Source organism: Streptomyces sp. NPDC030183 (assembly GCF_055573455.1).
In genome coordinates, this window is sequence record NZ_JBVIBK010000026.1 from 23,746 (window position 1) to 49,432 (window position 25,687).

Here is a 25,687-nt window from a genome sequence, read left to right on the forward strand (position 1 = left end):
TTGGCCGCGACCGCCGTGATGGCGTCCCCCACGCCCGCGTCCGCGGCCGCACACACCGTGTACGTCTCGCCGTCCGGCACCGGCACCGACTGCTCCAGCGCGCAGCCGTGCTCACTGACAGCCGCGCAGGCGGCGGTGCGATCGCTCAACGACGCCATGTCGGACGACATCGTGGTGCAGTTGGCGGACGGTGTGTACCGGCTGGACCGACCCTTGCGGCTGACAGCGGAGGACTCCGGCTCAGGTGGTCACACGGTCGTGTGGCGGGCCGCCCCGTCGGCGCGTCCGGTGATCACCGGTGCCCGGGCGGTCACCGGCTGGTCGGTGGCCGACACGGCCAAGAACATCTGGAAGGCCGAGGTGCCCGCCGGTCTCGATGCCCGGCAGCTCTATGTCGACGGAGCCGTCGCCACCCGGGCACGCACGCAGGTGAACAGGGCCGATTTCACCGCCTCCAGCGCCGGACTGAGGTTCTCGAGCGGGGCGCTGAGCTATCTGAACAACCTGGCCGACCAGAGCCGGATCGAGGTGGAGAGCGTCAACTCCTTCACCGACCGGTACTCACCGGTGCAGAGCATCAGCGGGAACTTCCTCACGATGCAGCAGCCGGCGTGGAACAACAACAACTTCGGCTACGACACCCTCATGAAGCCACACCGGGCCGGCCCGTTCTACCTGACCAACGCGTACGAGTTCCTGGACTCGCCCGGCGAGTGGTACCTCAACCCCACGGCCGGAACCCTGTACTACAAGCCCCTGGCCGGGCAGAACATGAGTTCCGTCAGCGTGGAACTGCCGAGGCTTCAGTCGCTGGTGAACGTCGGCGGCACCTACGGCGAGCCGACGCACCACCTCACGTTCAGCGGGATCACCTTCACCGGGACGAGTTGGCTGGGCCCGAGCAGCAACCAGGGGTACGCGGACCAGCAGACCGGCGCGTACCTGGCCGGCGACTGGAGCTGGCCTGGCTTCGACTCCTGCCACAACGGCTGCACGCAGTTCGAGGCCGCCCGGCCTCACTGGCGGCAGATGCCGGCCGCCGTGCAGGTCTCCGCCGCCAACACCATCACCTTCACCGACTCCCGGTTCGTCAACCTGGGCCAGACGGCCATCGGTATCGGCAACGACGCCAACGCGCACACCAGCGGTGTCGGCCTGGGCGCCGGCAACATCACGGTGACCCGGTCGGAGATAGCCCGGAACTCAGCCGGTGGCATCCTCGTGGGCGGCGTGCGCGCCGACGCCCACCACCCCAGCGACCAGCGCATGGTCAACCGGGACATCACGATCAGCAACAACCGCATCCACGACCTCGGGGCGGACCACCGGGGCATCGTCTCCGTCCTGACCACGTACGTCACCAACAGCACCGTCGCCCAGAACGAGGTCTACAACATGCCGTACACCGGCATGTCGATCGGGTTCGGCTGGGGCGCCAACGACGCTGGTGGCAGCAACCACTATGCCAACCGCGGCCTGTACAACTACCAGCCGCGCTACACGACGCCGACCACCGCGTCCAACAACCGGATCATCGGGAACTACATCCACGACGTCATGCAGCAGATGAACGACGGCGGCTGCATCTACACGCTCGGCTGGAGCCCGAACGCGCTGATCAGCCGGAACCACTGTCTGCGGACCAACGGTCACTTCGGGCTGTACTTCGACGAGGGCTCGAAGTACTACAAGGCCGACAACAATGTCTTCGCGAACACCGGTACGTGGGCGACAGCCAACTACTGGGGTGGCGAGAACATGGGGAACTGGACCGTCACCAACAACTGGTCGACCAACGGCAGCACGAACGTGACCAACGGGGACCGCGGCAACGTGGTGTCCGGCAATGTCACGGTCTCCAACGGCAACTGGCCCTCCGGCGCCCAGGAGGTGATGGCGTCCGCCGGGCCGAAGGACACCACCCCGCCGCCGACGACGCCCCGGCAGATCGTGGGCGCGCAGTCCGGCCGCTGTCTGACCGTCCCCGGCGCCGGCACCACCAACGGCACCCAGACCCAACTCGGGGACTGCACCGGCGCGGCCGGCCAGACCTGGACCCACACCGCCGACAAGCAACTGACCGTCCCCGGCGGCAAGTGCCTGGACGCCAGCGGGGGCGGCACCACCAACGGCACCGCCGTCATCGTCTGGGACTGCAACGGTCAGAGCAACCAGCAGTGGAACGTCAACCCCAACGGCACCATCACCGGCGTCCAGTCCGGACTGTGCCTCGACGCCAACGCCGGCGGCACGGCCAACGGCACCCGGATCATCCTCTGGTCCTGCAACGGCGGCACCAACCAGCAGTGGGCACTGCGCTGACGCGCCTCTAACGCCGCAGCCGGGTCGGCTCGCCCGGCCCGCTGCGGCGCACCACCCACGCCTCGGTGATGTGGGTGAACATCGCCTCGGCCGCACCCCTGGGGTCGTGCTCGGCGATCCGCTCGTAGATGCGCCGATGGCCCTGGTTGGACGCGACGCACAGGGCGCGGCCGGTTCGGCCCACGTAACGGGCGGAGTCGATGACCTGGCGCTCCAGCGAACGGACCACGGCACGGCCGATGCGGTTCCCCGACGCCTGCATGACGGTGTCGTGGAACGCCCGGTCCACTTCGTGGTACGAGGCGGGGTCGTCGACCAGCTCATCCATCCGCTCCACCAGACCGCGTAGCTGGTCGATCACCTCGGCGTTCGCCAGGCGGGCGGCGACGTTGGCCATGTCGGACTCCAGCACGCGGCGGGTCGCGACGAGGTGATCCAGGATGGCCAGGCTCTCGTCCTCGGCGATGGTCGCGCCGAGGACCATCTCGTCGAGCATGTTCCACATCGCCGGTGGGGTGACCATCGTGCCGGCGCCTTGGCGGACCTGCACCAGCCCCTTCTCCTGAAGGATCTTCACCGCCTCGCGGACGACGGTGCGGCTGACCGAGAAGGTCGCGCAGAGCACGGGCTCGGGGGGGAGCGGCGAACCGGACGGATGGACTCCGCGGACGATCCGCTCCACCAGCTCAGCCGTGACCGCGGCGGCGAGGTTCGCCGGGCGCCGACTCCAGGCGGGGACCTCGGAGGCCCCTGCGGATGACTGCGGTACTGCCGTCATGACACCCCCCGGGACCCGCGCCATGCCACGGATTCCCGCTCACTATACGGCATCCGGTTGACGTCATACGTCATACGAGTTACATACGTCATACGAGTTGCGTTCCTCCTCAACCTCAACTGCCGGACAGCCGGCCACCTCAGGAGAGTGGGGCAGCAATGAAGCAGCGAACACTGTGGTCGGCGATCCTCGTCGCCGGGCTCCTTGTCTTAGCCGGCTGCGGAAGCGCCTCCGACCCGGACGCGGCGCCCGGTGGTTCGAAGGGCAAGCTCGTCGTCTGGGACTGGAAGTCCGGCGACGCCTCGGCGTCCTCGTACGTCAAGAAGGCCAAGGCGGACTTCGCCGAGCGGCATCCCGGGGTGACGGTCGAGTTCGTCGCCCAGCCGTTCGATCAGTACTACACCCTTCTCGGGGCCGCCATCCAGGCCGGCAAAGGGCCGGACGTCATGCTCTTCAACGGCGGCGGGCAGATCCGTGACCGCGCGGACTCCCTTCTGCCGCTGGACAAGTACGTCCGCGACGACAAGAAGCGGCTCGCCGGGTGGGACGCCTTCACCAAGGGCGTCAAGACGTACGCCGCTCCGGTGACCCTGCAAGGTCACCCGATCTACTACAACAAGTCGCTCTACCGGAAGGCGGGACTGGACCCGGAACAGCCGGCCACCAGCTGGAACGAGTTCGTCGCCGACTGCCGGACCATCACCAGGAAGACCGGTGCCCGGTGCTTCGCGCAGGGCAACAAGGAAGGCATCGGAATCCAGTTCTTCCTGTCCGGGCTCGGCTCGGGCGTCCTGTCGCCCACGGAGTACGACAACTGGATCGCCGGCGAGCGGGACTGGTCCTCCCCGGCGGTCAAGCGGGTCTTCTCCCTGTGGAAAGAGGCCAACGACAAGGGCCTCAACAACGACGGGGCGAACTCGACGGCGATGTTCAACGACGCGTTCGCCGTGTTCCAGTCCCACAAGGCCGCCCACGTCATCGGTTTGATGTCGGACGTCGGGCACTGGAAGGACTTCGCGGAATTCCTCGACGCCGCCGATGTCGGCGTCATGAAGGCGCCGGTCGTGACGGCCGGCGCCACGCCGAGCCTTCCCTACGACGGCGGCATCGGCTACGCCGTCGCCAAGTGGACCAATGACCCCCAGGCCGCCGCAGACCTGGTGCGCTCACTGACCTCGACCGACGCACTGGAGTCGTTCTCCGCCGACGCGGGCGCCATCGCGGCCGACCGCACCGTGGACGTCTCGAGCGGTGGCCCGGCCGTCGCCGCCATCGTGTCCGAGGTCGACGGGGGCAAGCCCGCCCTGCACGTGGCCCTGTCGTCCAAGACGCTGGACCTGATGGGGCGGCTGTCCCAGCAACTGCTCAGCGGATCGGTCACGGTCGACGCGGCGGTGAAGCAGCTGGCGGCGTCCGACCAGGCGGGCTGAGGCCATGTCACCCATGACGCGAGTCCGCGGCGGCCGGCGCGCCGAACGCCTCGCCCCCTACGTCCTGGTCGCTCCCGCCGTCCTGATCATCGTGCTGCTCCGGCTGTGGCCCCTGGGACTGGGTGTCAGCTTCTCCTTCACCGGTGACGGCGCACGCAACGGCGCCACCGTGGGGCTCGACAACTACGCGGAACTCATCGACGACCCGCTGTTCGCCACCGCGCTGCGCAACGTCGGACTGCTGGTGCTGCTGCTGCCGGTCGCGGTCGCGATCCCGGGACTGCTCGCCACCTTCATCCATCTGCGGGTGCCAGGACACCCGTTCTTCCGGAGCGTCTACTTCTTCCCGGCCGTGCTCTCACCGGTGATCGTCGGCGCGATCTTCAACCTGCTCCTCGCCTTCGACGGACCGCTGAACGCCGTGCTCGCCAGCTCGGGCATCGGCCCGGTGGACTGGCTCGGCGACCCCGACATAGCCATCTTCTCCGTCGTCGGCGTGCACATCTGGGCGACGTCGGGGATGGCGCTGGTGGTGTTCCTGGCCGGCTTCGCCACCCTGGACCCCGCACTCCTGGACGCCGCCCGGGTCGACGGCGCCTCGCTCGCCCGCATGATCTGGCACGTCATCATCCCGGGACTGGCCCGCACCATCCGGTTCGTCGTCGTCACGACGATGATCGGGATGCTGACCTCGATGTTCGGGCTGCTCTACGTCATGACCAGCGGCGGCCCGGAAGGGTCGACCTACCTGCCGGAGTACTACATCTGGGTCCAACAGGGGCAGATGAGCCGCCCGGCGCTCGCCTCGGCCGCGTCCACCGTCCTCTTCCTCGTCATGCTGGTCGTGGGCCTGCTGCAGGTCGGCCTGCTGCGCCGGGCGGGGAGGGAGGACTGATGTCCCGCCCGGGGCCGAGCAGATGGCTGGTCGCCGTGCCGATGACGCTCCTCGCGCTGGCGACGATCTACCCGCTGCTGTTCACCGCCAACGTCGCGATGAAGACCCGCCGGGAGTACATCCTCGACCGGTTCTCCCTGGCGAGCACTCTCCAGTGGGACAACCTCGGCACCGCGTGGAACAGCGTCGGCATGGGCCGGTATTTCCTCAACTCGGTCCTCGTGGTGGCCTGCGCCGTGGCGCTGCTCCTGCTCATCGGGTCCATGGCCGGGTTCGCGCTGGCCCAGGTGCGGTTCCGTGGCTCGTCCACGCTGGCTCTGGTCTGCCTCGCGGCCCTGTTCGTCCCGTTCCAGGTGATCATGGTGCCGCTGGCCAGGATCATGGCCGACGGCGGTCTCATCGACACCTATCCGGGCCTGATCCTCGCCTACGTCGCGCAGTTCCTGCCGTTCACCGTCTTCCTGATGACGAGCTACTACCGAGCCGTGCCCACCGAGCTCGTCGACGCCGCGCGGATCGACGGAAACACCCTGTACGGCGTCTACCGGCGCGTCATGCTGCCGATGGGCGCTCCCGCACTGCTGTCGGTGGGCATCCTCGACGCGCTGTTCTGCTGGAACGACGTGCTCATCGCCCTGCTGATGATGCCGTCGGCCGACCATCGCACCCTGATGGTGGGCATCACCTCACTGCGCGGCCAGTACTCCGCAGACATCCCCACCTTCGCAGCCGGTGTCCTGATCGCCGGGCTGCCCGTGTTGGTGACCTACCTGTTCCTGCAGCGCCAGATCGCTGACAGCGTGACGGCCGGCGCGACGAAGGGCTGACGCATGCGCATCACCGGGTACAGAACCCTGACGACGACGCAGCAATGGGGCCGACCCGTCGGCGACGCCAACGGCGTCTACGCCGACGGCGTCATGTCCGTGCCGGTCGTCATCGTCGAGACCGACGAGGGGATCACCGGAGTCGGCCTGGGACCGCACGTGGAGGCCGAGGCGATCTTCGCCGCCCTCGACGGCCAGGACCCGCGCGCGGTGACCGCCCTCTACGACCGCATGCTGCGGCACACCTTCAAAGCCGGGCACGCCGGCGTGGTGTTCGGCACGATCGGCGCGTTCGACACGGCGTTGTGGGACATCAAGGCCCAGGCCGCCGGTGAGCCGCTGTGGCGGTTGCTCGGCGGCAACGACCGCGTGGTCCCCGCCTATGCCTCCGGCCTGGACATCGGTCTCACCGACGACGAACTCGTCGCCGCCTACCAGGTCTACGCCGAACACGGGTTGAGGGCGGCCAAGCTCAAGGGCGGTCTGGACATCGAGCGTGACCGGCACCGGCTGTCGCTCGTACGCGAGGTACTGACCGAGGCCGCGCACGGGGCCCGGCCAGGGCTCATGCTGGACGCGAACGAGTGCTGGAGCCGCAAGCAGGCGGTACGCCACGTCGGTGAACTGGAACGCACACTCGACCTGACCTGGATCGAGGAGCCGGTCCGGCGCTGGGACGCCGAGGGCCTGGCCGCTGTGAGCCGCGGCGTACGGACGGCGGTCGCCACCGGGGAGAACCTCACCGGGCTCGAGCAGTTCCGCCCGCTGATCGCGGCGGGAGGCGTCGACATCGTCCAGACGGCCGCGGTCTGGGGAGTCACCCACTTCCTGCGCGTCGCCACGCTGGCGCACGCCCACGACCTGCCGGTCAGCCCGATCGGCAACACGCCGGTCGCGCTGCTGCACGCCGCGACGTCGGTGCCCAACCACCTCGCCGGCGAACTACAGGCCCTGCGGCCGCCGATCGGCGTCGCGATGGACCTGCACATCGAGGACGGAGCCTTCGTGCTCGGCGACACGCCGGGCCTGGGCATCCGGATCGACGAGACGGCGATGACCGCAGACCGTCAGCGAACGGCACACACACCCGACGGACCGCACATACGGCCGGAGCACGCCGGCCGGCGGCTGCTCGCGGTCACCCCCGGACCACGCGGATCCACCGCGGAAGGGACGTTCGACACCATGGGAATGGAGGATCGGTGAACGCGATTGTCCACCGCGCGGCCCGCACCCACGACATCGAGACCCGGGTCGCCGAGGCGCCGGCCCCGGCGAAGGAGCGGAGCGGGCGCGGCGTCAGCACCATCACACCAGGCCGCATCGCCACCGTCGACACCGAGACGTTACGCACGGACCCCCCACGCGACCGGGCGATCCCCGGCCGGATCCCGACCGGTCGCCGGAGCCGCGCCGACGATCTCGCCGGGGCGATGACGGGCCGCCCGGCATCACCACCCGGCCGCCCCCGATCCGATCGTGCGCGCGAACCCGAGAGTGGCGACGTGCGCGGCGCCGTTGCCCTGGGCGACATGTACGGGCTCATGACGCGAGCGGGCCGAGCCGGCCGAGTCGGCCGAGGCGACGAGACGAGCCTGGTCGTCGCCGCACAGGCCGGAGATCCACGAGCGCTCGACGACCTGGCCGCGACGTACCTGCCACTGGTGTACGCGATCGTGCGCAGGGCGCTGGGTGACCCCGCGGACGTCGACGACGTGGTGCAGGAGACGATGCTGCGGGCCCTTCCCGAACTGCGCACGTTACGCACCCCGGAATGCTTCCGGCCCTGGCTGGCCACGATCGCGACACGACAGATCAGCACCCATCTGCACCGGCGGCACACGGACGCCGAACGGACGGCCCCCCTCGACGAGATGACCGACCCGCCGGACGCCGACGCCGAGAACCTCGCCCTGATCCACGTCGAGCTGTCCGGTCACCGCCGAGAGACCGTACGCGCCAGTCGGTGGCTCGACCCGGACGCCCGGGCGCTGCTGTCGCTGTGGTGGCTGGAGACCGCGGGCCGGCTCACGAGGGCGGAGCTCGCGGCGGCGCTGGGAACGAGCGTGGCCCACGCGGGTGTGCGCGTCCAGCGGATGCGCAACCAACTGGAGCTGAGCCGGTCACTCGTCGCGGCGCTGGAAGCCGACCCCCGGTGCCCACAGTTGACCGCCGCGCTGGGGGGCTGGGACGGCGTACCGAGCGCGCTGTGGCGCAAGCGCATCACCCGGCACACCCGATCCTGTGCGGACTGCGGCCGGGCCGCCGACGAACTGGTGCCCCTTGAACGGCTGATCGTCGCCCTGGCACTGCTCCCCGTCCCGCATGCGCGGTCCGCCACGGTGCTCGACAGAAGACCTGAAAGCCGTTCGAGCCGCACCCGAGTCCTCGCGTTCGGCGACAAGGCCATGCTTTTCGGGACTACGGCGGCGGCGACTGTCCAAGCCGGTCACCGATAACGAAAACTGCCGCAATTCATATGCGTCCGCCACTCCCGATTCGCCGCAGTTTCCCTCTTGAATGAACCATGGCAATCTGTCAATCTTTTAGTCGTCCACGCGGAACGTTCCCCATTCATGACCTCTAAAGGCGAAAGCCGAAAGAGATCCGCGGAATCCCGGCACGGTACCGCGTGAAGCGCGTGGTTGAACCCGTGTCAGTTGCATTTCCTGCACGAACGCATGGACCGTAACGCCGCCACTCCACCTGCTGACCGGAGATCCGGCCAGGCCGGGGAGCAAGGCTTTCCAGACGCCACGGCAGCGGCATGACGCTGACATGCTCGCTGCGCGAGCGATCTGGGAGGGGGCCGGCGCGGAGAGGGCAAGCTCCGCGCCGGCTCGACCGGCTGCCGGCAGGCGGCCGACGTCAAGATCCCGCACCGCGCAGACGCGACCACACCGCCAACCGGGAAGGCGCGACCATGCCCCACACCCGCCGCCGGCGCTACCTCGCCCGGGCGCTCGCCTACATCCTGACCGTCCCCGGCGTCCTGGCGGCCGCCGAGCACGAGAGCGCCTCGGCCACCGCCGCCGACACGGCCCAGTTCCGCGGCGTCAACTGGGCCCGGCTCGGTGACAACTTCCACGCGGGACCGCTGGTCCTGCACGGGTTGAGCGGCTCCGACAGCTACCAGACGGTCGTGGCGAAGGCCAACGCCATCTACACCGGGTTCGAGAACAACCTCGGCGCCAACACCGTCCGTCTCCCGATCAACACCTACACCGTCGGCACGAGCTGGTGGAGCGCCTACACGGGCGCGATAGACGCGGCCACCGCGAAGGGATTCAAGGTCGTCCTCTCCTACTGGGACGACGGGGTGGCCGCCCGCGACGGACGCATCGTCAACCCGAGCGCCTTCGACGCCATGTGGAACACGGTGCTGGCACGGTACGGCTCCAACAGCCTCGTCTACTTCGAGCCCATGAACGAACCCGGGGGACACACCGCCGCCGAGTGGGCGAACGTGGCGAGCAACTGGATCAGCAGCCACCCCTCGATCCCCCGGAACCGCATCTTCGTCAGTGGCGCCGGCCTGAACACCGACATCACATCCATGTGCGCCGACCGCCGCCTTGACGGAACGTTCCTGTCGCTGCACCACTACACGTTCTTCAGCGGCGCCAAAACCTACGACCAGTGGGTGGCGTACCTGCGGAACGCGATCGGCTCCTGCGCCGACCGCACTGTCGTCGACGAGTTCGGCGCGCCGATGGACACCGGGCTCAACTACCACGATGCCGGCAGCACCGACAACTTCGTGCGCTACTTCCGGGCCACCACCACGGTGCTCCGGGAACTGCGGATCGGCTCCGTCTACTGGCCGGGGCTGGGCGGCAAGATACGCGCCGGTCAGGGCGACGACTGGTACGCCATGCAGAAACTGCACGGCACCGGTACCAACCTCACGCTCAGCACCCCCAGCACCAGCGGCCGCGAGCGCCTCAGGTACGGCTGGGGCTTGGACGGCGACGTACCGGCCCCGGCCGGCCTGCTGCGCAACGTCGGCACCGGGCGCTGTCTGGACATCCCCGGCGGGACCACGGCGAACACACAACTCCAGGTGAACACCTGCGCCAACACGGTCGGCCAGCAGTGGACCGTGACGGCCGGCGGACAGATCACCGCACTGGGCGGCCTCAAATGCATGGACGCGTACAGCGGCGGGACGACGAACGGCACCGTGGTCGGCACCTGGGCGTGCAACGGCGGCGACAACCAGCGCTGGACGGTGGGCGGTGACGGCACCATCCGCAGCGTTCGATCCGGGCTCTGCCTCGACGTGAACACCGCCACCCTCAAGGCGCAGCTGTGGACGTGCTGGGGCGGCGACAACCAGACATGGCAGACCCAGAACACCGGTGCTCACCCAAGTCATTGACCTGCTCCAGTCGTGAAGGGACAACGACATGTCCGAAGTGACACGCAGACGGTTCCTCGCCGCCGGGGCGGCGGCTGGAGCGGGGATCGTGCCGGGTGGGTGGACGGCCAGGGCCAGGAGCGGCTCGGCCGCGCCGCCGGAGGTTCGGGCCGCAGACGATCTCGCCCTGTGGTACGACAAGCCCGCCGGCGCGGAATGGCTGCGTGCACTGCCGATCGGCAACGGACGCCTCGGCGCGATGGTGTTCGGCAACGTCGACACCGAACGGCTGCAGCTCAACGAGGACACTGTCTGGGCCGGCGGTCCGTACGACTCCGCCAACACCCGCGGCGCGGCCAACATCGCTGAGATCCGGCGGCGCGTCTTCGCGGATCAGTGGGGCCCGGCGCAGGACCTGATCAACCAGACGATGCTGGGCAGCCCGGCCGGACAGCTGGCCTACCAGCCGGTCGGAAACCTCCTGCTCTCCTTCGGCAGCGCCACCGGCGCCTCGCAGTACAACCGGAGACTCGACCTCACCACCGCCACGGCCATCACGACCTACGTGCTGAACGGCGTGCGGTACCAGCGTGAGGTGTTCGCCAGCGCCCCCGACCAGGTGATCGTGGTCCGGCTGACGGCCGACCGGGCCAACTCCCTCACCTTCAGCGCCACGTTCGACAGTCCCCAACGGACCACGCTGTCCAGCCCGGACGGGGCCACGATCGCCCTCGACGGCACCTCCGGCACCATGGAGGGCATCGCCGGGCGGGTCCGGTTCCTCGCCCTGGCCCACGCAGCCGTGACGGGCGGCACGGTCAGCAGCTCCGGCGGCACGCTGCGGGTCTCCGGCGCCACCAGCGTGACGGTCCTGGTGTCGATCGGCTCCAGCTACGTCGACTTCCGGAGGGTCGACGGCGACCACCAGGGGATCGCGCGGAGCCACCTCAACGCTGCCCGCAACCTGGGCATCGACGCATTACGCAGCCGGCATCGCACCGACTATCAGGCGCTGTTCGACCGGGTGTCGGTCGACCTGGGACGTACGGCGGCGGCCGACCAGCCCACCGACGTACGGATCGCGCAGCACGCACAAGTGAACGACCCGCAGTTCTCCGCCCTGTTGTTCCAGTTCGGCCGGTATCTGCTCATCTCGTCCTCGCGGCCGGGCACGCAGCCGGCCAACCTGCAGGGCATCTGGAACGACCAGATGGCTCCGTCCTGGGACTCGAAGTTCACCATCAACGCCAACCTGCCGATGAACTACTGGCCCGCCGACACGACGAACCTGTCCGAATGCTTCCGCCCGGTCTTCGACATGATCGACGACCTGACCGTGACCGGCGCCCGGGTGGCCCAGGCGCAGTACGGCGCCGGTGGCTGGGTGACGCACCACAACACCGACGCGTGGCGGGGCGCCTCGGTCGTCGACGGGGCGCAGTGGGGGATGTGGCAGACCGGCGGCGCATGGCTGGCCACGCTGATCTGGGACCACTACCTGTTCACCGGTGACATCGACTTCCTCCGCTCGAACTATCCGGCCCTGAAGGGCGCCGCCCAGTTCTTCCTCGACACCCTGGTCGCCCACCCGACGCTCGGACACCTGGTCACCAACCCGTCGAACTCTCCGGAGCTCCCTCACCACACGAACGCCACCGTCTGCGCGGGGCCCACCATGGACAACCAGATCCTGCGCGACCTCTTCAACAGCGTCGCCCGCGCCGGCGAAACCCTCGGCGTGGACGCCGCCTTCCGCTCTCAGGCACTGGCGGCCCGGGACCGGCTGGCCCCGACACGGGTCGGCTCCCGGGGCAATGTCCAGGAGTGGCTGGCCGACTGGGTGGAGACCGAGCGGAACCACCGGCACGTCTCCCACCTGTACGGCCTGCACCCGAGCAACCAGATCACCAAGCGGGGGACACCCCAGTTGCACGAGGCCGCACGGCGGACGCTGGAGCTGCGCGGTGACGACGGGACGGGGTGGTCGCTCGCCTGGAAGATCAACTTCTGGGCGCGGTTGGAGGACGGTGCCCGGGCCCACAAGCTGCTCCGGGACCTGGTGCGCACGGACCGGCTCGCGCCCAACATGTTCGACCTGCACCCGCCGTTCCAGATCGACGGCAACTTCGGCGCCACCTCGGGCATCGCGGAGATGCTGTTGCACAGCCACAACGGCGAACTGCACGTGCTGCCGGCGCTGCCGGCAGCCTGGCCCACCGGGCGCGTGAGCGGACTGCGCGGCCGCGGCGGGTACACCGTCGGCGCCGAGTGGAGCAGCGGCCGGATCGAGTTCGTCGTCACGCCCGACCGAACCGGGACCGTCCGCGTGCGCAGCAGAATCCTCACCGGCGACTTCACACTGCGGGACGACGCGAGCGGCGATCCGGTCCAGCCGAAGCGGATCGAGACCGATCTCATCGAGTTCACCGGCCAGGCCGGCAAGACCTACCGCGCGTCCGCACTCAGGTCGGGGCCGGTGGAGGCCGGCGTGGCGTACCGGCTGGTGGCCCAGCACAGCGGCAAGGCCGCCGACATCAACGGTGCGTCGTCGGCCGCCGGCGCGCTGCTGATCCAGTGGCAGATCACCACCGGTCGTAACCAGCACTTCGAGTTCCTGCCCTCCGACGACGGACACTACAAGATCCGGGTGGGCCACAGCGGTCTGGTCCTGCACGCCGCCAGTAGCAGCAGCGGCGCCGACATCACCCAGCAGCCGGTCACCGACGCCGCCGGCCAGCAGTGGCGGGTGGTCGACCACGGCGGTGCCGTGATCAGCCTGATCAACCGACAGAGCGGCCTGGCCCTGGACGTGTGGCAAGCCTCCACCGCAGACGGAGCCCGCATCTCCCAGTGGTCCGCCGGAGGCAGCGCCAATCAGCGATTCCAACTCCAGCGCGTGTAGTCAGGCGTCCTGCCGGAGTTGCCCACCGGTGCGGTGTTCGCCGTGGCCTGCGGCGCGACGCGACAGCGGCGCGGTGTGGGGGCCGTCCGAGTCTGACAGCGGTCGCCTTTGCCTCCTCCTCTTCTCTGCGGGAATCATGCGTTGCTCGGCATAAAAATCCACCTGTGACTACGCCTTGCCAACGTGTGATCACAAGGGGAATGCTGTTGACCGGCAGGTTATTGAAAGTTGTACGACCATCGCTCTTCGTGTGGGGAAATGGCGGCGGGATGCGAGAACGGGGCACACGATTTCACTCAAGGTGACTGTCGTTGGCCGGTGTCCACACGTGACCACGGTGGCTGCCGGAGCGTCAGGTCTCGACTCGCCGAGCCGATCGGGCCCGCCCCTGCGACGGGAGTCACGCTCAGGCGTGGATGTCCCGATCCCCGACATCGGCTCCTTGGTCCCGCCGTGCCTCGGCGGATTCGGAGGCGAGGACGTCCGGCGCGGGGCGAAGGCATGAGTATGGAGGCCCAGTTACCGTCCCTGCCGCAAGATGCCCGGGCCCGGGGTAAAGGACTGCCTCCCGGCCTCCCGGCTCGACGCGATCGAGGGCTGGGCGCGGCGCCTCGTGCTCGCCACCTGCAGACGGATGGCGCCACACATGCATCACGGGCATCACGCGGCACCGGCGCGGCGGGCCAGGAGGACGGCACGCGGCAGCGAACGGGGTGTCAGGCGGCCCGCCTGGTCGCCGCCTTGGCGGAGAAGCGGCGGATGCGTCCACCAAGGGCCTCCTCCCGGACACCTCGCGCCGCGCCGGCCCCGGAACCGTCCGCACGCTCCGGCGGAACGTCGCCCCCGCCAGAGCGCGGACGGGCGGTTCGCCGGAAGGCCACGGCGGCCCGTGCGCGACATCCACGCGAGCCGGTCCGAGGGACCAGGCGCGCCCCTGCCTGAGAGCGAGCCGCACAGGCGTGACAAGGCATGGCGTCCGCTGAGGCGGTTCGCCGCTCCCCTTTCCCTACCGATACGGAGGAACGAAGCATGCGTATTCTCGTCGCCGGCGCCACCGGAGTGATCGGACACCCCCTGGTGGGAGCGCTGCGGGCACGAGGCCACGAGGTGAGCGCGCTGGTACGCCATGAGTCGCGGGAGCGGGCCCCGGAGGCGGACCGCGTCGTGAGCGCCGACGCCCTCGACCGCGAGGCCCTGCTGTCGGCGGTGTCGGCCGTCCGCCCCGAGGTGGTGGTCCATCAGATGACGGCGCTGCGCCTGATGGGCGACGACCCGGTGGCCGCCTTCGCCCTGACCGCGCGGCTGCGTACGGAGGGCACCGCCAACCTGATTGAGGCGGCCCGGACGGCCGGTGCGGGACGGCTGGTCGCGCAGTCCATCGCCTTCGCGGCCGCCCCGGCCGAGGGAATGGTCCTCGACGAGGACGCACCGCTGTACGTGGACGCACCCGATCCCGGCTGGGCCGCCACGGTACGGGCTGTCGCCGAGTTGGAGCGGCTGGTTCTCAACAGCGGACCGCTCGCCGGCGCGGTCCTGCGCTACGGCACGCTGTACGGCCCCGGCACCCTGTACGCCCGCGACGGCGGGGCGGCCCAGGCGGTACGGGCCGGACACCTCCCGCTGCCCGGGAACGGCACCGGGATCACGTCGTTCCTGCATGTGGAGGACGCCGTGGCGGCCACGGTCGCCGCCGTCGAGTCGGAGGCCACCGGGGTGTTTCATGTGACGGACGACGACCCGGCCACGGCCGCGCAGTGGCTGCCGCACTACGCCCAAGCGCTGGGCGGCCCGGCCCCTCGTGGGATCCCGGCGGACCAGGCGCCCCAACTGCTCGGCTGGTTCCTGGCCCATCAGCTCACTGCCGCGCACGGCGCGGCCAATGACCGGGCCCGTACCGCTCTGGGCTGGAAGCCGCTGCGGCCGAGCTGGCGCGAGGGACTGGGCGAGGAATGACCGGCACGGTCCGGGGCGGCACCAAGGGCCGCCCCCACGCAATGCATTGACGCGATCATCCAAGAAAAGTGGAAACCGTGAACCCGATCACGACGTTACGCCCGACCGCCGACACCGTGGAGCGGTACCGCAAGGAGGGCCTCTGGCGCCCCGACACCATCCTGGACGACCTGGCGCGGTGGCGTGCCGAGACTCCCGACGCACCTGCCGTTCTCGTGTCGGAGGCCGGTCGGGGCGTCGTACAGATGAGCTACGAGCGGTACGCCGAGTACGTGGACCGCTTCGCCGGCGCGTTGCACACGCTGGGCGTGCGCAGCGGTCACGTCGTCGCGATGCAGGTGCCGAACGTCTGGCAGGTCGGACCACTGCTCCTGGCCTGCGCCCGGCTCGGGGCCGTCGCCGCGCCCATCATGTGCGCGTTCCGCCCTCGTGAGCTGGAGCGGATGCTCCGTCGACTGGACGCCGTCGTCTGCGTGACCATCGACCGGTGGGACGACTTCGAGCACGCCGCGGCCCTGGCCGACATGGCACCCCGGCTGCCCGCACTGCGCCACCGCGTGGTGCTCGGCGAGCGAACCGCCGACGGGGACGACGGGGAACTCGACTTCCGCGAGTTCTTCGAGCACACGGAGCACGGCACCCTGCCTGATCCGTCCGTGGTGGACCCGGACCGGGTCTCCCTGGTGCTGTTCACCTCCGGTACCTCCGGTGAACCGAAGGCCGTACTGCACACCCTCAACACCCTGTACGCCTGGTACGCCCCCGTTGCCGCCGCCGATGGCATCGGCCCGCACAGCCGCGTCTACTCACCGAACGCGGCGACGCACATCGTCGGCCTCACCATGGGGATCTTCATGCCGCTGCACCGTGGGGGGTGCGCGGTCATGACGGACCGCTGGGCGCCGGAGGCCGTCGTCCCCTTCCTGGCCGAGGCCCGGGTCACCTGGATGGTCATCGTCCCGGTCCACCTCTCCGCGCTGATCGACGCGATGGAACGCACCTCGCGGCGACCGGACACCGTGCGCATCATCCGCGCGGGAGGCACCACGGTCCCGCAGCCGCTGTTCAGGCGGGTGAAGGAGACCTTCGGCATCCCGTTGGACGTGGGCTGGGGCATGACGGAGGGCGCCAACACCTTCACCCGCGCCGGAGAGCACCCGGAGCTGGCCGGACGCACGGTCGGGCGTGGTGCGCCGGGCCACGAGATCGACCTGCGGGCGGACCACCCGATCAGCGACGACCGACCCGGGCGCCTCTTCGTGCGCAGCCCTTCGCTGTGCCTGGCCACCTGGGGCCGGGACGACGGCCGTCTGACCGTGCTGGCCGAGCATGACGACGGCTGGTACGACACCGGTGACCTCGCGGCGCCGGACGGCCACGGCGGCATCCGGCTCCACGGCCGTGCCGAGGACCGGATCGGCGTCATCATGATCCCGGTCAGTGATGTGGAGTCGGCACTGCTGGACCACCCCGACGTACGGGATGTCGCCCTGGTCGGCTACCCGGACGGCCACGGCGGCGAGCTCGCCTGCGCGGTGGTCGTCGCGGGGGAGCGGACGCCCACCCTCGAAGCCCTGCGCGACTGGCTCGGCGGGCTCGGCATGAGCGAATGGTGCCAGCCCTCCCGCCTGGAATTCCTGCCCCGACTGCCTCGCAACGAGACCGGAAAGGTGCGGAAGAACCTGCTCCGGGAACGGCTTCGCCCCCGCTCGGACTGACCGAGAGGCTCGGGTCGCCCGGGAGACCACCTCCGGGCGACCCGACTGTCACGCAGCGGGCCCTGGGCCGCCCCCGCGTGGGTTCGGCTCCGTCAGAGGAAGACGCGGCGGGTCTGTGGCCCTGACCCTTGAGTCGCGCTGGTGCCGCGAACCGCTGGAGAAGGGCGCAGGGCCGTGTATCGGAAGTGCTGTCAGCGGAGCTGAACGAGGGTTGACTTCCAGGGGGCGGTGCCCGGGGCGGGCTGAGACTCAGTCACCGGACCGTTCCAGGAAGCCGGCGAGGCTACGGTTCGCCCCGGGCGGGATGGCGTGCGGAAGCGCGTGATGGGACACATCCGGCAGCACGGTCGTTGCGACGCGTGGCAGCAGCGCCTGGGCGCGGGCGGCCACCTTGGAGGGGTCATGGGTCCTGCTGCTTCCGGCGAGGAGCAACAGGACCGGCAGGTCCAGGCCGCGCAGGGCGTCCGGTGCCGGGCGCGGCCCGGTTACGGGTCGGAGAGAGGGGAAACCGGCGGCCGCCTCTTGGAGAGCGAGCCAGTCGGGATCGAGGGCGGAGCCTTTGGTCTCCCACTCCAGGAAGGCGCGGACCCGGCGGGGTGTGTTCCGCAGCAGCATGGGCATTGCGTGCAGCAGGTAGGCCGGGCTGAACCCGGCGAAGCACTGGGTCGGGTCCAGAAGGGCCAGGCGGCGTATCCGGTCGGGCGCGCGCATGGCGTGATGCAGCGCGATCCAGGCGCCGTACGAGTGTCCGCCCAGGTCGGTCTCGGCCACTCCGAGGCCGTCGAGGAGCGCGTCCAGCCAGGCCGACAGGTCGGCGACCGTACGGGGGCGGCGGTCGCCGTCGGGAGTGCTGCGTCCGGGGGCGCCGATCAAGTCGACGGCGAACACCCGGTGGGTGCGGGACAGTTCGGCGGCCTGCGCGTACCAGGACGCGGAGGTTGCGCCCCCTCCGCCGGGCAGGAGGACGAGCGAGGGCCTGTGGGCCGGGCCGCATACGTTGACGTGTGTCGTGCCGAAGGGCGTGGGAACGGTCGCCGTCTCGCGAGCGGCAGGCCACTTGGTCATGACCTTGTCGTAGGCCATGAGGAAGCTGTCGGCGTCGTACGTATCCCGACCGTTCATGAACGGCTACTCCTCTATTATCTCGCTCAGCAAGATACTTGTTGGGCGAGATGATACGTGGAGGTGGTCCGTGCCCGATCAGGAGGGTGAGGAACTCGTCGAACGAGCCGAGCCAGGGCCCGAGATGGAGATCGTCCACCTGCTGCGCGCGGTGGCCGTCGACTTGGGCAGGCACAGCACCCGGTTCGCACAGCGCAACGGCATGCACCCCACCGACGTGCGTGCGCTGATCGCCCTGATGGACGCCGCCCGCGCCGGCGAGGAGACCACAGCAGGGCACCTAGGCACCGCTCTCGGGCTCAACTCGGCAGGAACCACAGCACTGGTCGACCGGCTGGAACGGGCCGGGCATGTGCGGCGGGTGCGCGATGCGCGGGACCGCCGCAAGGTAACCATCGAAGTGGACGAGCGGGCGGTCGCCCTCGGCTGGTCCCACTTCGGACCACTCATCGACCGGGCGGTGGACCTGCTGCGGGGATACGACGAGCGGGAACTGGCCGCGATCAGGCGCTTTCTGACGGGGATGCGGAAGGCAGCGGTCTAGGATCCGTCCGCCTCGACCGTGCACCGCATCCTGGTCCGCCACGGCCTGAACCGTCTGGCCCACCTGGACCGGCCCACCGGCCAGCTCATCCGCCGCTACGAACGCGACCGGCCCGGCGAACTCATCCACGTCGACGTCAAGAAGCTCGGCCGCATCCCCGACGGCGGCGGCCACAAGGTCCTGGGCCGCCAGGCCGGCTGCCGCGCCCGGCGCAGCAGCATGGGCTTCGACTACATCCACTCCGCCGTCGACGACCACACCCGCCTCGCCAACAGCAACCGGCCGACAGACCAACGGCAAAGTCGAGCGCTTCAACCGCACCCTGCTCGACGAATGGGCCTACCTACGGCCCTGCACCAGCAACACCGAACGCACGGCCGCCCTGGCAGACTTCCCGCACACCTACAACCACCACCGCTGCCACACCGCACTCGGAGGCAAGCCACCCCTCAGCCGCGTCAACAACGCTGCGGGTCAATACACCTAGGACGCCTTGCGGGCCGTGGTGACGAAGAAGGTCGCCGTCGCGGTGAAGGCGTTCTGGCGCGAGAGATCGCTCAGGTCGTCCTTCCACCGCGCCGCCTCCTCCTCGCTGACGACGCCTTGGGTGAGAGCCGCCGTCAGGGCAGGCTCCAGCACCACGCCGAACGCGGACGCGTGGTCGTTCAGCGCCGCCATGAGGGGAACGACCTCGATGTCGGTGAAGCCCGCGTCGGCGAGGTGGGAGGCGCTGCGGGTGCCGGAGTGGGGATTCGGGACAGCGGAACAGAATGCGTGCTTGACCGCCTCGGTCGTCTCGGGAATCCGTGAACTCACCGCCATCGACCCGAGATCGGGGTCCGCGAGAACGATGGTGCCCCCCGGCCTCAACACCCTGCGGGCCTCGGACAGTGCCTCGGCGGGATCGCCGAAGTGGAGGAAGGTCCGCTCGGACCGGTACCACGACAGTTCACCGTCCTCGAACGGCAGCTCGAAGGCGCTGCCCTGGACGAAGCGGCAGTGCGGGAACCTGGCCAGGGCCGCGTCGACCATCGCCTGGCTGCTGTCGACTCCCACGGCGTCCTTTCCGAGCCGTACGAGATCCGCCACGGCGCGGCCGGCGCCGCACCCGATGTCGGTTCCCTTGCCCTCGGCGGTCTCCAGGGCGCGGTAGGTGGCCTCCCGCACCGCGCGACCGCTCTCGCTCTCCTCCATCTTCCGCAGATAGGCGATGAAGTCCTCGGGGACGCCGGAGGAGTCGACGTCGTGGAAGCGTGCGGCAAGGCTCTCGGCCGTGCGTGGTCCGGTGGTGTCCACGTGCTGCTGTCTCCCGTCAGGGGGTGCCGGATGCTGCGAACGAGTGGCGCTAGTTGAAAGTCAAAGCAGAGTAACAGCAAGGGAGTTGGGGACCACGAGATTGCAATCGAAGTCTGTCGGGGCCGTCGGCCGGGTTTGTGATCGGCGCGGTCACGGGCGGGGACTGTCCGGCCCCGACGTGTACCTCGCGGAGCACACCGCTCCCTCCCCGTTACCCTTTTCGTGGCTCCGCAACGGGGCCTCCGGCCTTCGGGTCGACGGTCCAGGCCGGGAGTTCGGCCTGGCCTGATTCATGGCGACGCGGGATCACCAGGCCAGTGCCGCGTATCCGCTGTCAGCGGCCACCATGGAATTTCCGACGGCGGTCTTCGCTCCGGACAAGCCCCGTGCCTTGCCATCCTTGCGGTTGCCGGCAGAGGTCGGTCGACGGCGACGGCCAGCCGTGTATCGGCGTCGATGACGACAAGATTCCAAACAGGGGAACGAGCTGACGAAGCGTCAAGTCGGCGCGCCAGTGAGCCGCAGCCGGCAGGACACGATCCTCCAGGGGCAGGCTCCAGGGTCGGGCCCCGGCTGCCGACCGTGTCCGCTCCCTGGTGGCGCAAGGCGGTCACCGGTTTGCCGAAGCGGCGCGCGCTCAGCTCGGTGAACGGGCCTGTCCAGGGCATCGCCTTCTTCTCCATGGAGGGTGAGGCCAAAAAGACGGTTCGTTGCCGCAGTCGCCCGGATCGGCGCCGGGCGTCAGTCGTCATCCGGACACGTGCGGGCTTGCCCTCGCAGAGGGAAACGAGGACTGCTCCCCACTTCGTGTTACGGTCGCAGTCCAAGCCTAAACGGGGGATGGTCCCCACTTCTTTCCCGGGAGCCGCCGATGCGCACGCAGCGCCGTACCGTCCGACTCGCCGACCTCACCGACGACTTCACGGCCGATCCCTACTCCGCCTTCAACTCGCTGCGCTCCCGCGGCTCCGTCCACCACGTGCGTTTCCCCACCGGGGACGAGTCATGGCTGGTGGTCGGGCACGAGGAAGTGCGTGTCGCGTTCACCGACCCCAGGCTGCGCAACGACGTACGGCACTCTGTCGACTTCGAGGACGACGGGCTGTACTCCGTGGGCCGCAACATGCTCCAGGTCGACCCGCCCGATCACACCCGCCTGCGGACGCTCGTGGCCCGTGAGTTCACCGCCCGCCGCGTCCAGGCGCTGCGGCCCCGCGTCGAGGAGACGGCCGGTGCGCTTCTGGACGCCGTGGCCCCCGACGGCCGTGCCGACCTTGTGGCCGCGTACGCCTATCCGTTGCCGCTCACCATCATCTGCGAGCTGCTTGGCGTGCCGGACGTGGACCGGGATGCCTTCCGGGCGTGGTCCACGAAGGTCGTCGCCCTCGACGATGCGGAGCAGTCCGCCCGCGCCAGCCAGGAGATGGCCGCGTACCTCGCGGGGCTGGCGGAGGAGAAACGGCGGCTTCGGGACGCCGCGGACAGCGATCTGCTGCACGCCCTGGTCCGCACCCACGACAGGGACGGCGGCGATCGTCTCACCCCGGAGGACCTCCTCGGAATGGCCTTCCTGCTGCTCGTCGCAGGGCACGAGACCACCGTCAACCTCATCGCCAACGCCGTCCAGCTCCTGCTCGGCCATCCCGGGCAGCTCGCCGCCCTCCGTACCGACCCCGAGTTGCTGAAGGGCGCCGTGGAGGAGACGCTCCGCTTCGAGTCGCCCGCACCGGCGGGCACCTACCGCTACGCGGCTGAACCGATCACTCTCGGCGGCGCCCGGATACCGGCGGGCGCACGCGTCGTGCTCTCCATCGCCGCCGCGAACCGCGACCCCGCGCGCTTCCCCGCCCCCGACCGGTTCGACATCCGCCGTGATCCGACCGAGACCCGTGCTCATCTCGCCTTCGGGTATGGCCTGCACCACTGCCTGGGCGCCCCGCTGGCACGACTGGAGGCGACCCTGGCCCTGCGTATCCTGCTGGACCGTTTCCCCCGCCTGGCCTTCGACGGTGACGGCACACCACAGTGGCGCCCCAGTCTCATGCGGAGTTTGCGAGAGCTGCCGGTGCGCTGGTGAACGCGCCCCCCGCCGCACAGGACGAACGCCGATCTGTGCGCCGAGCCTCCCTTTCGGCGCCGGTGGGCCTCATGCCCACAGCGACAACTCAGCGGGCGGAGCTTGCGCGTCGGCGGCCAGCAAGCGGGGCGGGCCCCTCCGCCCTGCTCGGCGACGTGCTCCTCGAGCTCGGCCCGCACCGGCGGCGTTGGAGGGGCCCGCGCGGGAGGACGTCCCCCTCACCTCCCGGAAGCGGCTTGCCCCGTACCACGACAGCGGCGCGTCCGGCATCGCCGCCCAGCCGCCGCGGCCGACGTCGCTCAGCACTCCCCGCACCGGCCACTCCAGGCGATGGCACAGGTCGTCCGGAGCCGCACGGGGCCCTCTTCAGGGGCCTTCAGCCCGCCACGGTCGGGCCGGCTCGTGCACGGCCTCGTCGGGGCCGGCCAGAGCTGGCGCGGCCGTGGAAGCTTCGTCGATGGCGTCCTGGAGTGCGTCGCAGCCTCTCATGCCCTTGAGGAGTGCAGCCGCGGCCTTCTCTTAGTCGCTCTCACTGAGGCCGTCGCACTCGGCGGTCTTCTTCAACTCCTCGTCCCCGGAGTCCGCGTCGAGTGCGGCCTCAAGGGCCTTCGTACAGGCCTTCAGATCTTCGGCGCTGGCGGCTGCCGCTGTGGTGCCGGCGGTGGTCGGGGTGCTGCTGGGCCTGCTCGGTTTGCTGGTGCTCTCGGGGCTTCCGCAGGCGGTGGTGAGGGCGGTGAGGGCGAGCAGTACGACGCAGGCGGCTGTGCGAGTGCGCATGGTGCCTCCAAGGACGTGGTGTTGTCGATGGGATCATGCGTGGTCCGCACGCCCTGACGCGTCTGCCGAGCCTCCGGACCCGCCCTCGCCGAACGGCAGAGGACATCGAGCCGATCGGCCGTCACCGCTCGATGGGGGCAGTGGGGCTGTTTCAGTCCCATGACACGATCGGCGCCAGCCGGGACTCGATCGTGAAAGCGAGGCGGATGTGGCGGATGAGCTGGGCTCGGTCGCGGCGGTGTCGGGGAGCCCGAGGGACTCGCGGCCACAGTTCGCGTTGAGACAGCTGGTAAGTCCCTCGGAGACGTGGTGGGGCACAACACGCGGGCGACGTCGCGACACCTGCTGTGCGCAGCGGAGGTGACTGTTCGAAGCTGGCGAGTTGTTCGCGCAAGGGATGACGAACAGAATCACCCGCCCGAGTTGCCTTTTCTGCGGCTTCAGCGGTATTTGCATGCCGAACTCGTATAAGGAGCAGCATCCGCGCATGGAGAATCCTGCATGCGACGGAACACCGTCGGCAGAGGAGATTTCGTCCCGACTCCGGGTTGTCTTCACGGCGGACTTCGCGTCCACCCGTCAATGGGTGGCAGGGCGTTCGTGGGCGTATCCGAACGGCGGACCGATCAATCCGGGGGACAACAAACTGGATCACCTGACGGCGGACCCCGCGTACAGCCGCTCGGGCACCTTCCGTGCCACCCTCCGCAAGGACGGTCGGTGGGACACGGGTCTGCTCACCACAGAGGGGAGCGATGAGGCGTTCACCGTCCGCGCGGGGGACGTTCTCGAGGCGCGGGTCAGACTGCCGTACGAGGTCGGCGCCTGGCCCGCCATCTGGACCTGGCGCGACGGCGACCAGGAGATCGACGTCTTCGAGTATCACCCCGACAACCCCGACCTCCTGGAGCTGACCAACCACGTCCGCGGCGCCAACCTCTACTACCGCGACCCCGCCATCGGCCCGGGTGCGTGGGTCGACCTTCGCGTCGAGTTCGGCCCGAGGTCCGTGATCTGGTGGGTGAACGGCAGCCAGGTGTTCGCCGACCGCCGAGGTGTGGGACGCGCCTGGCATGCCTACCTCATCGTCAACCTGTCCGTGTGCGCGGGCCGCTATCACCCCCGACCGGCTCCGCACGTCAAGGAGATGTCGTACCAGGTCAAGCGCCTCGTGGTGAGGCGGCCGGCAGCGCTTTCGGAGGTACTGTCCGACGAGGCGGAGGCGGAGGCGGAGGCGGAGGCGGAGGCGGAGGCCGAGGCGGGGGCCGACAGCGGCGGAGAGTGAGTTGACGTCTCATCAGGCGGGGTCGAGGGCGCCCGCCGGGAATCACGGTGCCCGAGGGCGCGCCAGGGCCGTGGACCGCACTGCGGGACCGGCCGCCTGAACGCGTGGGTCCGTCACGTGGACTCGCGCACCACCAGCTCGGTCGGCAGCGTGACCTGCCGGCGTGGCGCACTGCGCTGGGTGATGTCGGTGAGGATGCGGGCCATCGTGCGGCCGAGTTCCTCGACGGGCTGGCGCACCGTGGTGAGCGGCGGGTTCGTGTGGCGGGCGAGAACGGAGTCCTCGAATCCGGCGACGGCGACATCGCGCGGCACCTGCCGCTTCTGCCGCTTGAGTTCGGTGAGGGCGCCGACGGCCATGAGGTCCGAGGCGGCGAAGACCGCGTCGAGGTCAGGGGCGCGTTCAAGAAGCGAACGCATCGCGCGGGTGCCGCTCTCCTCGGTGAAGTCTCCTTCCTCGACGAGCAACTCGCTCGCGGGGACGTTCGCCTCGCGGTGCGCGGTGTGCCAGCCGGCGAGCCGGTTGCGGCTGACGTCCATGTCCAGGGGGCCGGTGATGGTGGCCACGCGCCGCCGACCGCGTTCGAGCAGGTGCCGGACCGCCGCGGTGGCGCCTCCGGCGTTGTCGGCGTTCACGTAGCTCAGCTGTTCGCCGGCGTCGCGGCGGCCCGCGAGCACCGTGGGCAGGCCCATCTCCTCGAGCATGCCGGGCAGTCGGTCCGTGGAGTGCACGGAGACCAGGAGCACGCCGTCCACACGGCGCGTCGCCACCGATTCGGTCAGCTGATCGCGTTCGGCCTGGTCACGGACGAGCATGAGCTGCAACTGGGTGCGACTGTCGGCGAGGGCGCCGCTGACGCCGCGGATGAGCGCGGCGAAGAAGGGCTCCGATCCCAGCCGGCTCTCGGACTCCGGGATCACCAGGGCCACGGCGTTGGTGCGGTTGGTGACCAGGCCCCGCGCGACCGAGTTGGGCACGTAGTTGAGTTCCTTGATCGCCGCGAGGACCCGGGCGCGGGCGTCGGCGCTGACGAGGTCGGAGCCGTTGACGACACGCGAGACGGTGGTGCGACCCACACCGGCGCGGGCGGCGACCGTTTTGATCGTTGGGCGGCGGTTGCCGGACATGCGCTTCCCCCTCGGCGTCGCGCGGCGGTGCCTGCCGCGGAGGTGACCTGCGGCAATTCTTGCAGACCCGGCCCTCGGCACGGCACCCCGGGACGCCGCGGTGCCGACCGCGCAAGCCGCGTCCTCAGGACGAGTTGCGTTCAAGTCATTGACAGACCAGCCCCGCTCCGACGAGTCTTCGATGCGCGGTGGGAACGTGCCCACCCAGAGTTGGGCACGTTCCCACCGCCATTTGTCAGAGCCGCTGTCCGGCATCGCTGCAGCCATCGCAGAA

18 protein-coding genes and 2 pseudogenes are annotated in these 25,687 nt (G+C 69.8%); 14 read left to right on the forward strand and 6 right to left on the reverse strand.

Translation table 11 applies throughout. The features are described 5' to 3' along the window. Positions 1-18: 18 nt before the first annotated feature. Positions 19-2,322: an RICIN domain-containing protein gene (locus tag ACZ4Z2_RS28530; RefSeq protein ID WP_468079936.1), complete on the forward strand. Its 2,304-nt coding sequence runs from the start codon at positions 19-21 to the stop codon at positions 2,320-2,322. Between the two features lie 7 nt (positions 2,323-2,329). Here ACZ4Z2_RS28530 and ACZ4Z2_RS28535 read toward each other — a convergent pair whose 3' ends face one another. Next, a complete protein-coding gene (locus tag ACZ4Z2_RS28535) occupies positions 2,330-3,100 on the reverse strand; it encodes a FadR/GntR family transcriptional regulator (protein ID WP_468079801.1) in 771 nt (256 codons plus the stop codon). 158 nt (positions 3,101-3,258) lie between these two features. Here ACZ4Z2_RS28535 and ACZ4Z2_RS28540 point away from each other — a divergent pair, with 158 nt between their 5' ends. The 9 genes from ACZ4Z2_RS28540 (at position 3,259) to ACZ4Z2_RS28580 (ending at position 17,185) form a co-directional block, all read left to right on the forward strand. After that, positions 3,259-4,530: an ABC transporter substrate-binding protein gene (locus tag ACZ4Z2_RS28540; RefSeq protein ID WP_468079802.1), complete on the forward strand. Its 1,272-nt coding sequence runs from the start codon at positions 3,259-3,261 to the stop codon at positions 4,528-4,530. Positions 4,531-4,543: 13 nt separating this feature from the next. Then, the gene (locus ACZ4Z2_RS28545) at positions 4,544-5,425 is read left to right on the forward strand and encodes a carbohydrate ABC transporter permease (protein WP_468079804.1); all 882 of its coding nucleotides are present in this window, start codon (positions 4,544-4,546) and stop codon (positions 5,423-5,425) included. Next, the gene (locus ACZ4Z2_RS28550; RefSeq protein WP_468079806.1) at positions 5,425-6,252 is read left to right on the forward strand and encodes a carbohydrate ABC transporter permease; all 828 of its coding nucleotides are present in this window, start codon (positions 5,425-5,427) and stop codon (positions 6,250-6,252) included. The genes ACZ4Z2_RS28545 and ACZ4Z2_RS28550 overlap by 1 nt, the downstream gene beginning before the upstream one ends. Positions 6,253-6,255: 3 nt before the next feature. Next, on the forward strand, positions 6,256-7,458 hold the full coding sequence (locus ACZ4Z2_RS28555; RefSeq protein WP_468079808.1) for a mandelate racemase/muconate lactonizing enzyme family protein: 1,203 nt from the start codon (positions 6,256-6,258) through the stop codon (positions 7,456-7,458). Beyond that, positions 7,455-8,711 (forward strand): RNA polymerase sigma factor, encoded by a 1,257-nt coding sequence (locus ACZ4Z2_RS28560; RefSeq protein ID WP_468079810.1) that lies wholly within the window; start codon positions 7,455-7,457, stop codon positions 8,709-8,711. Before ACZ4Z2_RS28555 ends, ACZ4Z2_RS28560 begins: the two co-directional genes overlap by 4 nt. Positions 8,712-9,175: 464 nt before the next feature. Further along, the gene (locus tag ACZ4Z2_RS28565) at positions 9,176-10,633 is read left to right on the forward strand and encodes an RICIN domain-containing protein (protein WP_468079811.1); all 1,458 of its coding nucleotides are present in this window, start codon (positions 9,176-9,178) and stop codon (positions 10,631-10,633) included. A 28-nt stretch (positions 10,634-10,661) separates the two neighbouring features. Beyond that, complete coding sequence (locus ACZ4Z2_RS28570) at positions 10,662-13,514, forward strand: glycosyl hydrolase family 95 catalytic domain-containing protein (protein ID WP_468079813.1); 2,853 nt, start codon at positions 10,662-10,664, stop codon at positions 13,512-13,514. A 1,029-nt stretch (positions 13,515-14,543) separates the two neighbouring features. After that, positions 14,544-15,467 (forward strand): NAD-dependent epimerase/dehydratase family protein, encoded by a 924-nt coding sequence (locus ACZ4Z2_RS28575; RefSeq protein ID WP_468079815.1) that lies wholly within the window; start codon positions 14,544-14,546, stop codon positions 15,465-15,467. A 77-nt stretch (positions 15,468-15,544) separates the two neighbouring features. Next, a complete protein-coding gene (locus tag ACZ4Z2_RS28580) occupies positions 15,545-17,185 on the forward strand; it encodes an AMP-binding protein (RefSeq protein WP_468079817.1) in 1,641 nt (546 codons plus the stop codon). Positions 17,186-17,434: 249 nt separating this feature from the next. On the opposite strand, the gene ACZ4Z2_RS28585 is transcribed toward ACZ4Z2_RS28580, so the two are convergent. Beyond that, positions 17,435-18,307 carry an alpha/beta fold hydrolase gene (locus ACZ4Z2_RS28585; protein ID WP_468079819.1) on the reverse strand — a complete coding sequence of 291 codons (873 nt, stop codon included), beginning with the start codon at positions 18,305-18,307 and terminating at the stop codon, positions 17,435-17,437. 124 nt (positions 18,308-18,431) lie between these two features. On the opposite strand from ACZ4Z2_RS28585, the gene ACZ4Z2_RS28590 reads away from it, so the two are divergent. Then, positions 18,432-18,851: a MarR family transcriptional regulator gene (locus ACZ4Z2_RS28590; protein ID WP_468079938.1), complete on the forward strand. Its 420-nt coding sequence runs from the start codon at positions 18,432-18,434 to the stop codon at positions 18,849-18,851. 12 nt (positions 18,852-18,863) lie between these two features. Beyond that, a pseudogene (locus ACZ4Z2_RS28595) lies at positions 18,864-19,338 on the forward strand (integrase core domain-containing protein); the annotation flags it as partial. Here the strand turns inward: ACZ4Z2_RS28595 and ACZ4Z2_RS28600 are convergent. Both ACZ4Z2_RS28600 and ACZ4Z2_RS28605 read right to left on the reverse strand, forming a co-directional pair. After that, the gene (locus ACZ4Z2_RS28600) at positions 19,335-20,147 is read right to left on the reverse strand and encodes a methyltransferase domain-containing protein (protein WP_468079821.1); all 813 of its coding nucleotides are present in this window, start codon (positions 20,145-20,147) and stop codon (positions 19,335-19,337) included. The pseudogene ACZ4Z2_RS28595 and the gene ACZ4Z2_RS28600 sit on opposite strands and share 4 nt — an antisense overlap. A 262-nt stretch (positions 20,148-20,409) precedes the next feature. Further along, positions 20,410-20,830, reverse strand: a pseudogene (locus ACZ4Z2_RS28605) (helix-turn-helix domain-containing protein); the annotation flags it as partial. 188 nt (positions 20,831-21,018) lie between these two features. Here ACZ4Z2_RS28605 and ACZ4Z2_RS28610 point away from each other — a divergent pair. Beyond that, entirely contained in the window at positions 21,019-22,224 is a 1,206-nt protein-coding gene (locus tag ACZ4Z2_RS28610) for a cytochrome P450 family protein (protein WP_468079823.1), read from the forward strand. Positions 22,225-22,743: 519 nt separating this feature from the next. Here ACZ4Z2_RS28610 and ACZ4Z2_RS28615 read toward each other — a convergent pair. After that, positions 22,744-23,001, reverse strand: a complete 258-nt coding sequence (locus ACZ4Z2_RS28615; RefSeq protein WP_468079825.1) for a hypothetical protein — start codon at positions 22,999-23,001, stop codon at positions 22,744-22,746. Positions 23,002-23,488: 487 nt separating this feature from the next. Between ACZ4Z2_RS28615 and ACZ4Z2_RS28620 the strand changes: the two genes are divergently transcribed. Beyond that, positions 23,489-24,286 carry a LamG domain-containing protein gene (locus ACZ4Z2_RS28620; RefSeq protein ID WP_468079827.1) on the forward strand — a complete coding sequence of 266 codons (798 nt, stop codon included), beginning with the start codon at positions 23,489-23,491 and terminating at the stop codon, positions 24,284-24,286. A 113-nt stretch (positions 24,287-24,399) separates the two neighbouring features. Here the strand turns inward: ACZ4Z2_RS28620 and ACZ4Z2_RS28625 are convergent, their stop codons facing one another. Then, positions 24,400-25,413, reverse strand: coding sequence for a LacI family DNA-binding transcriptional regulator (locus ACZ4Z2_RS28625; RefSeq protein ID WP_468079829.1), 1,014 nt, complete (start codon positions 25,411-25,413; stop codon positions 24,400-24,402). Positions 25,414-25,687: the final 274 nt, after the last annotated feature.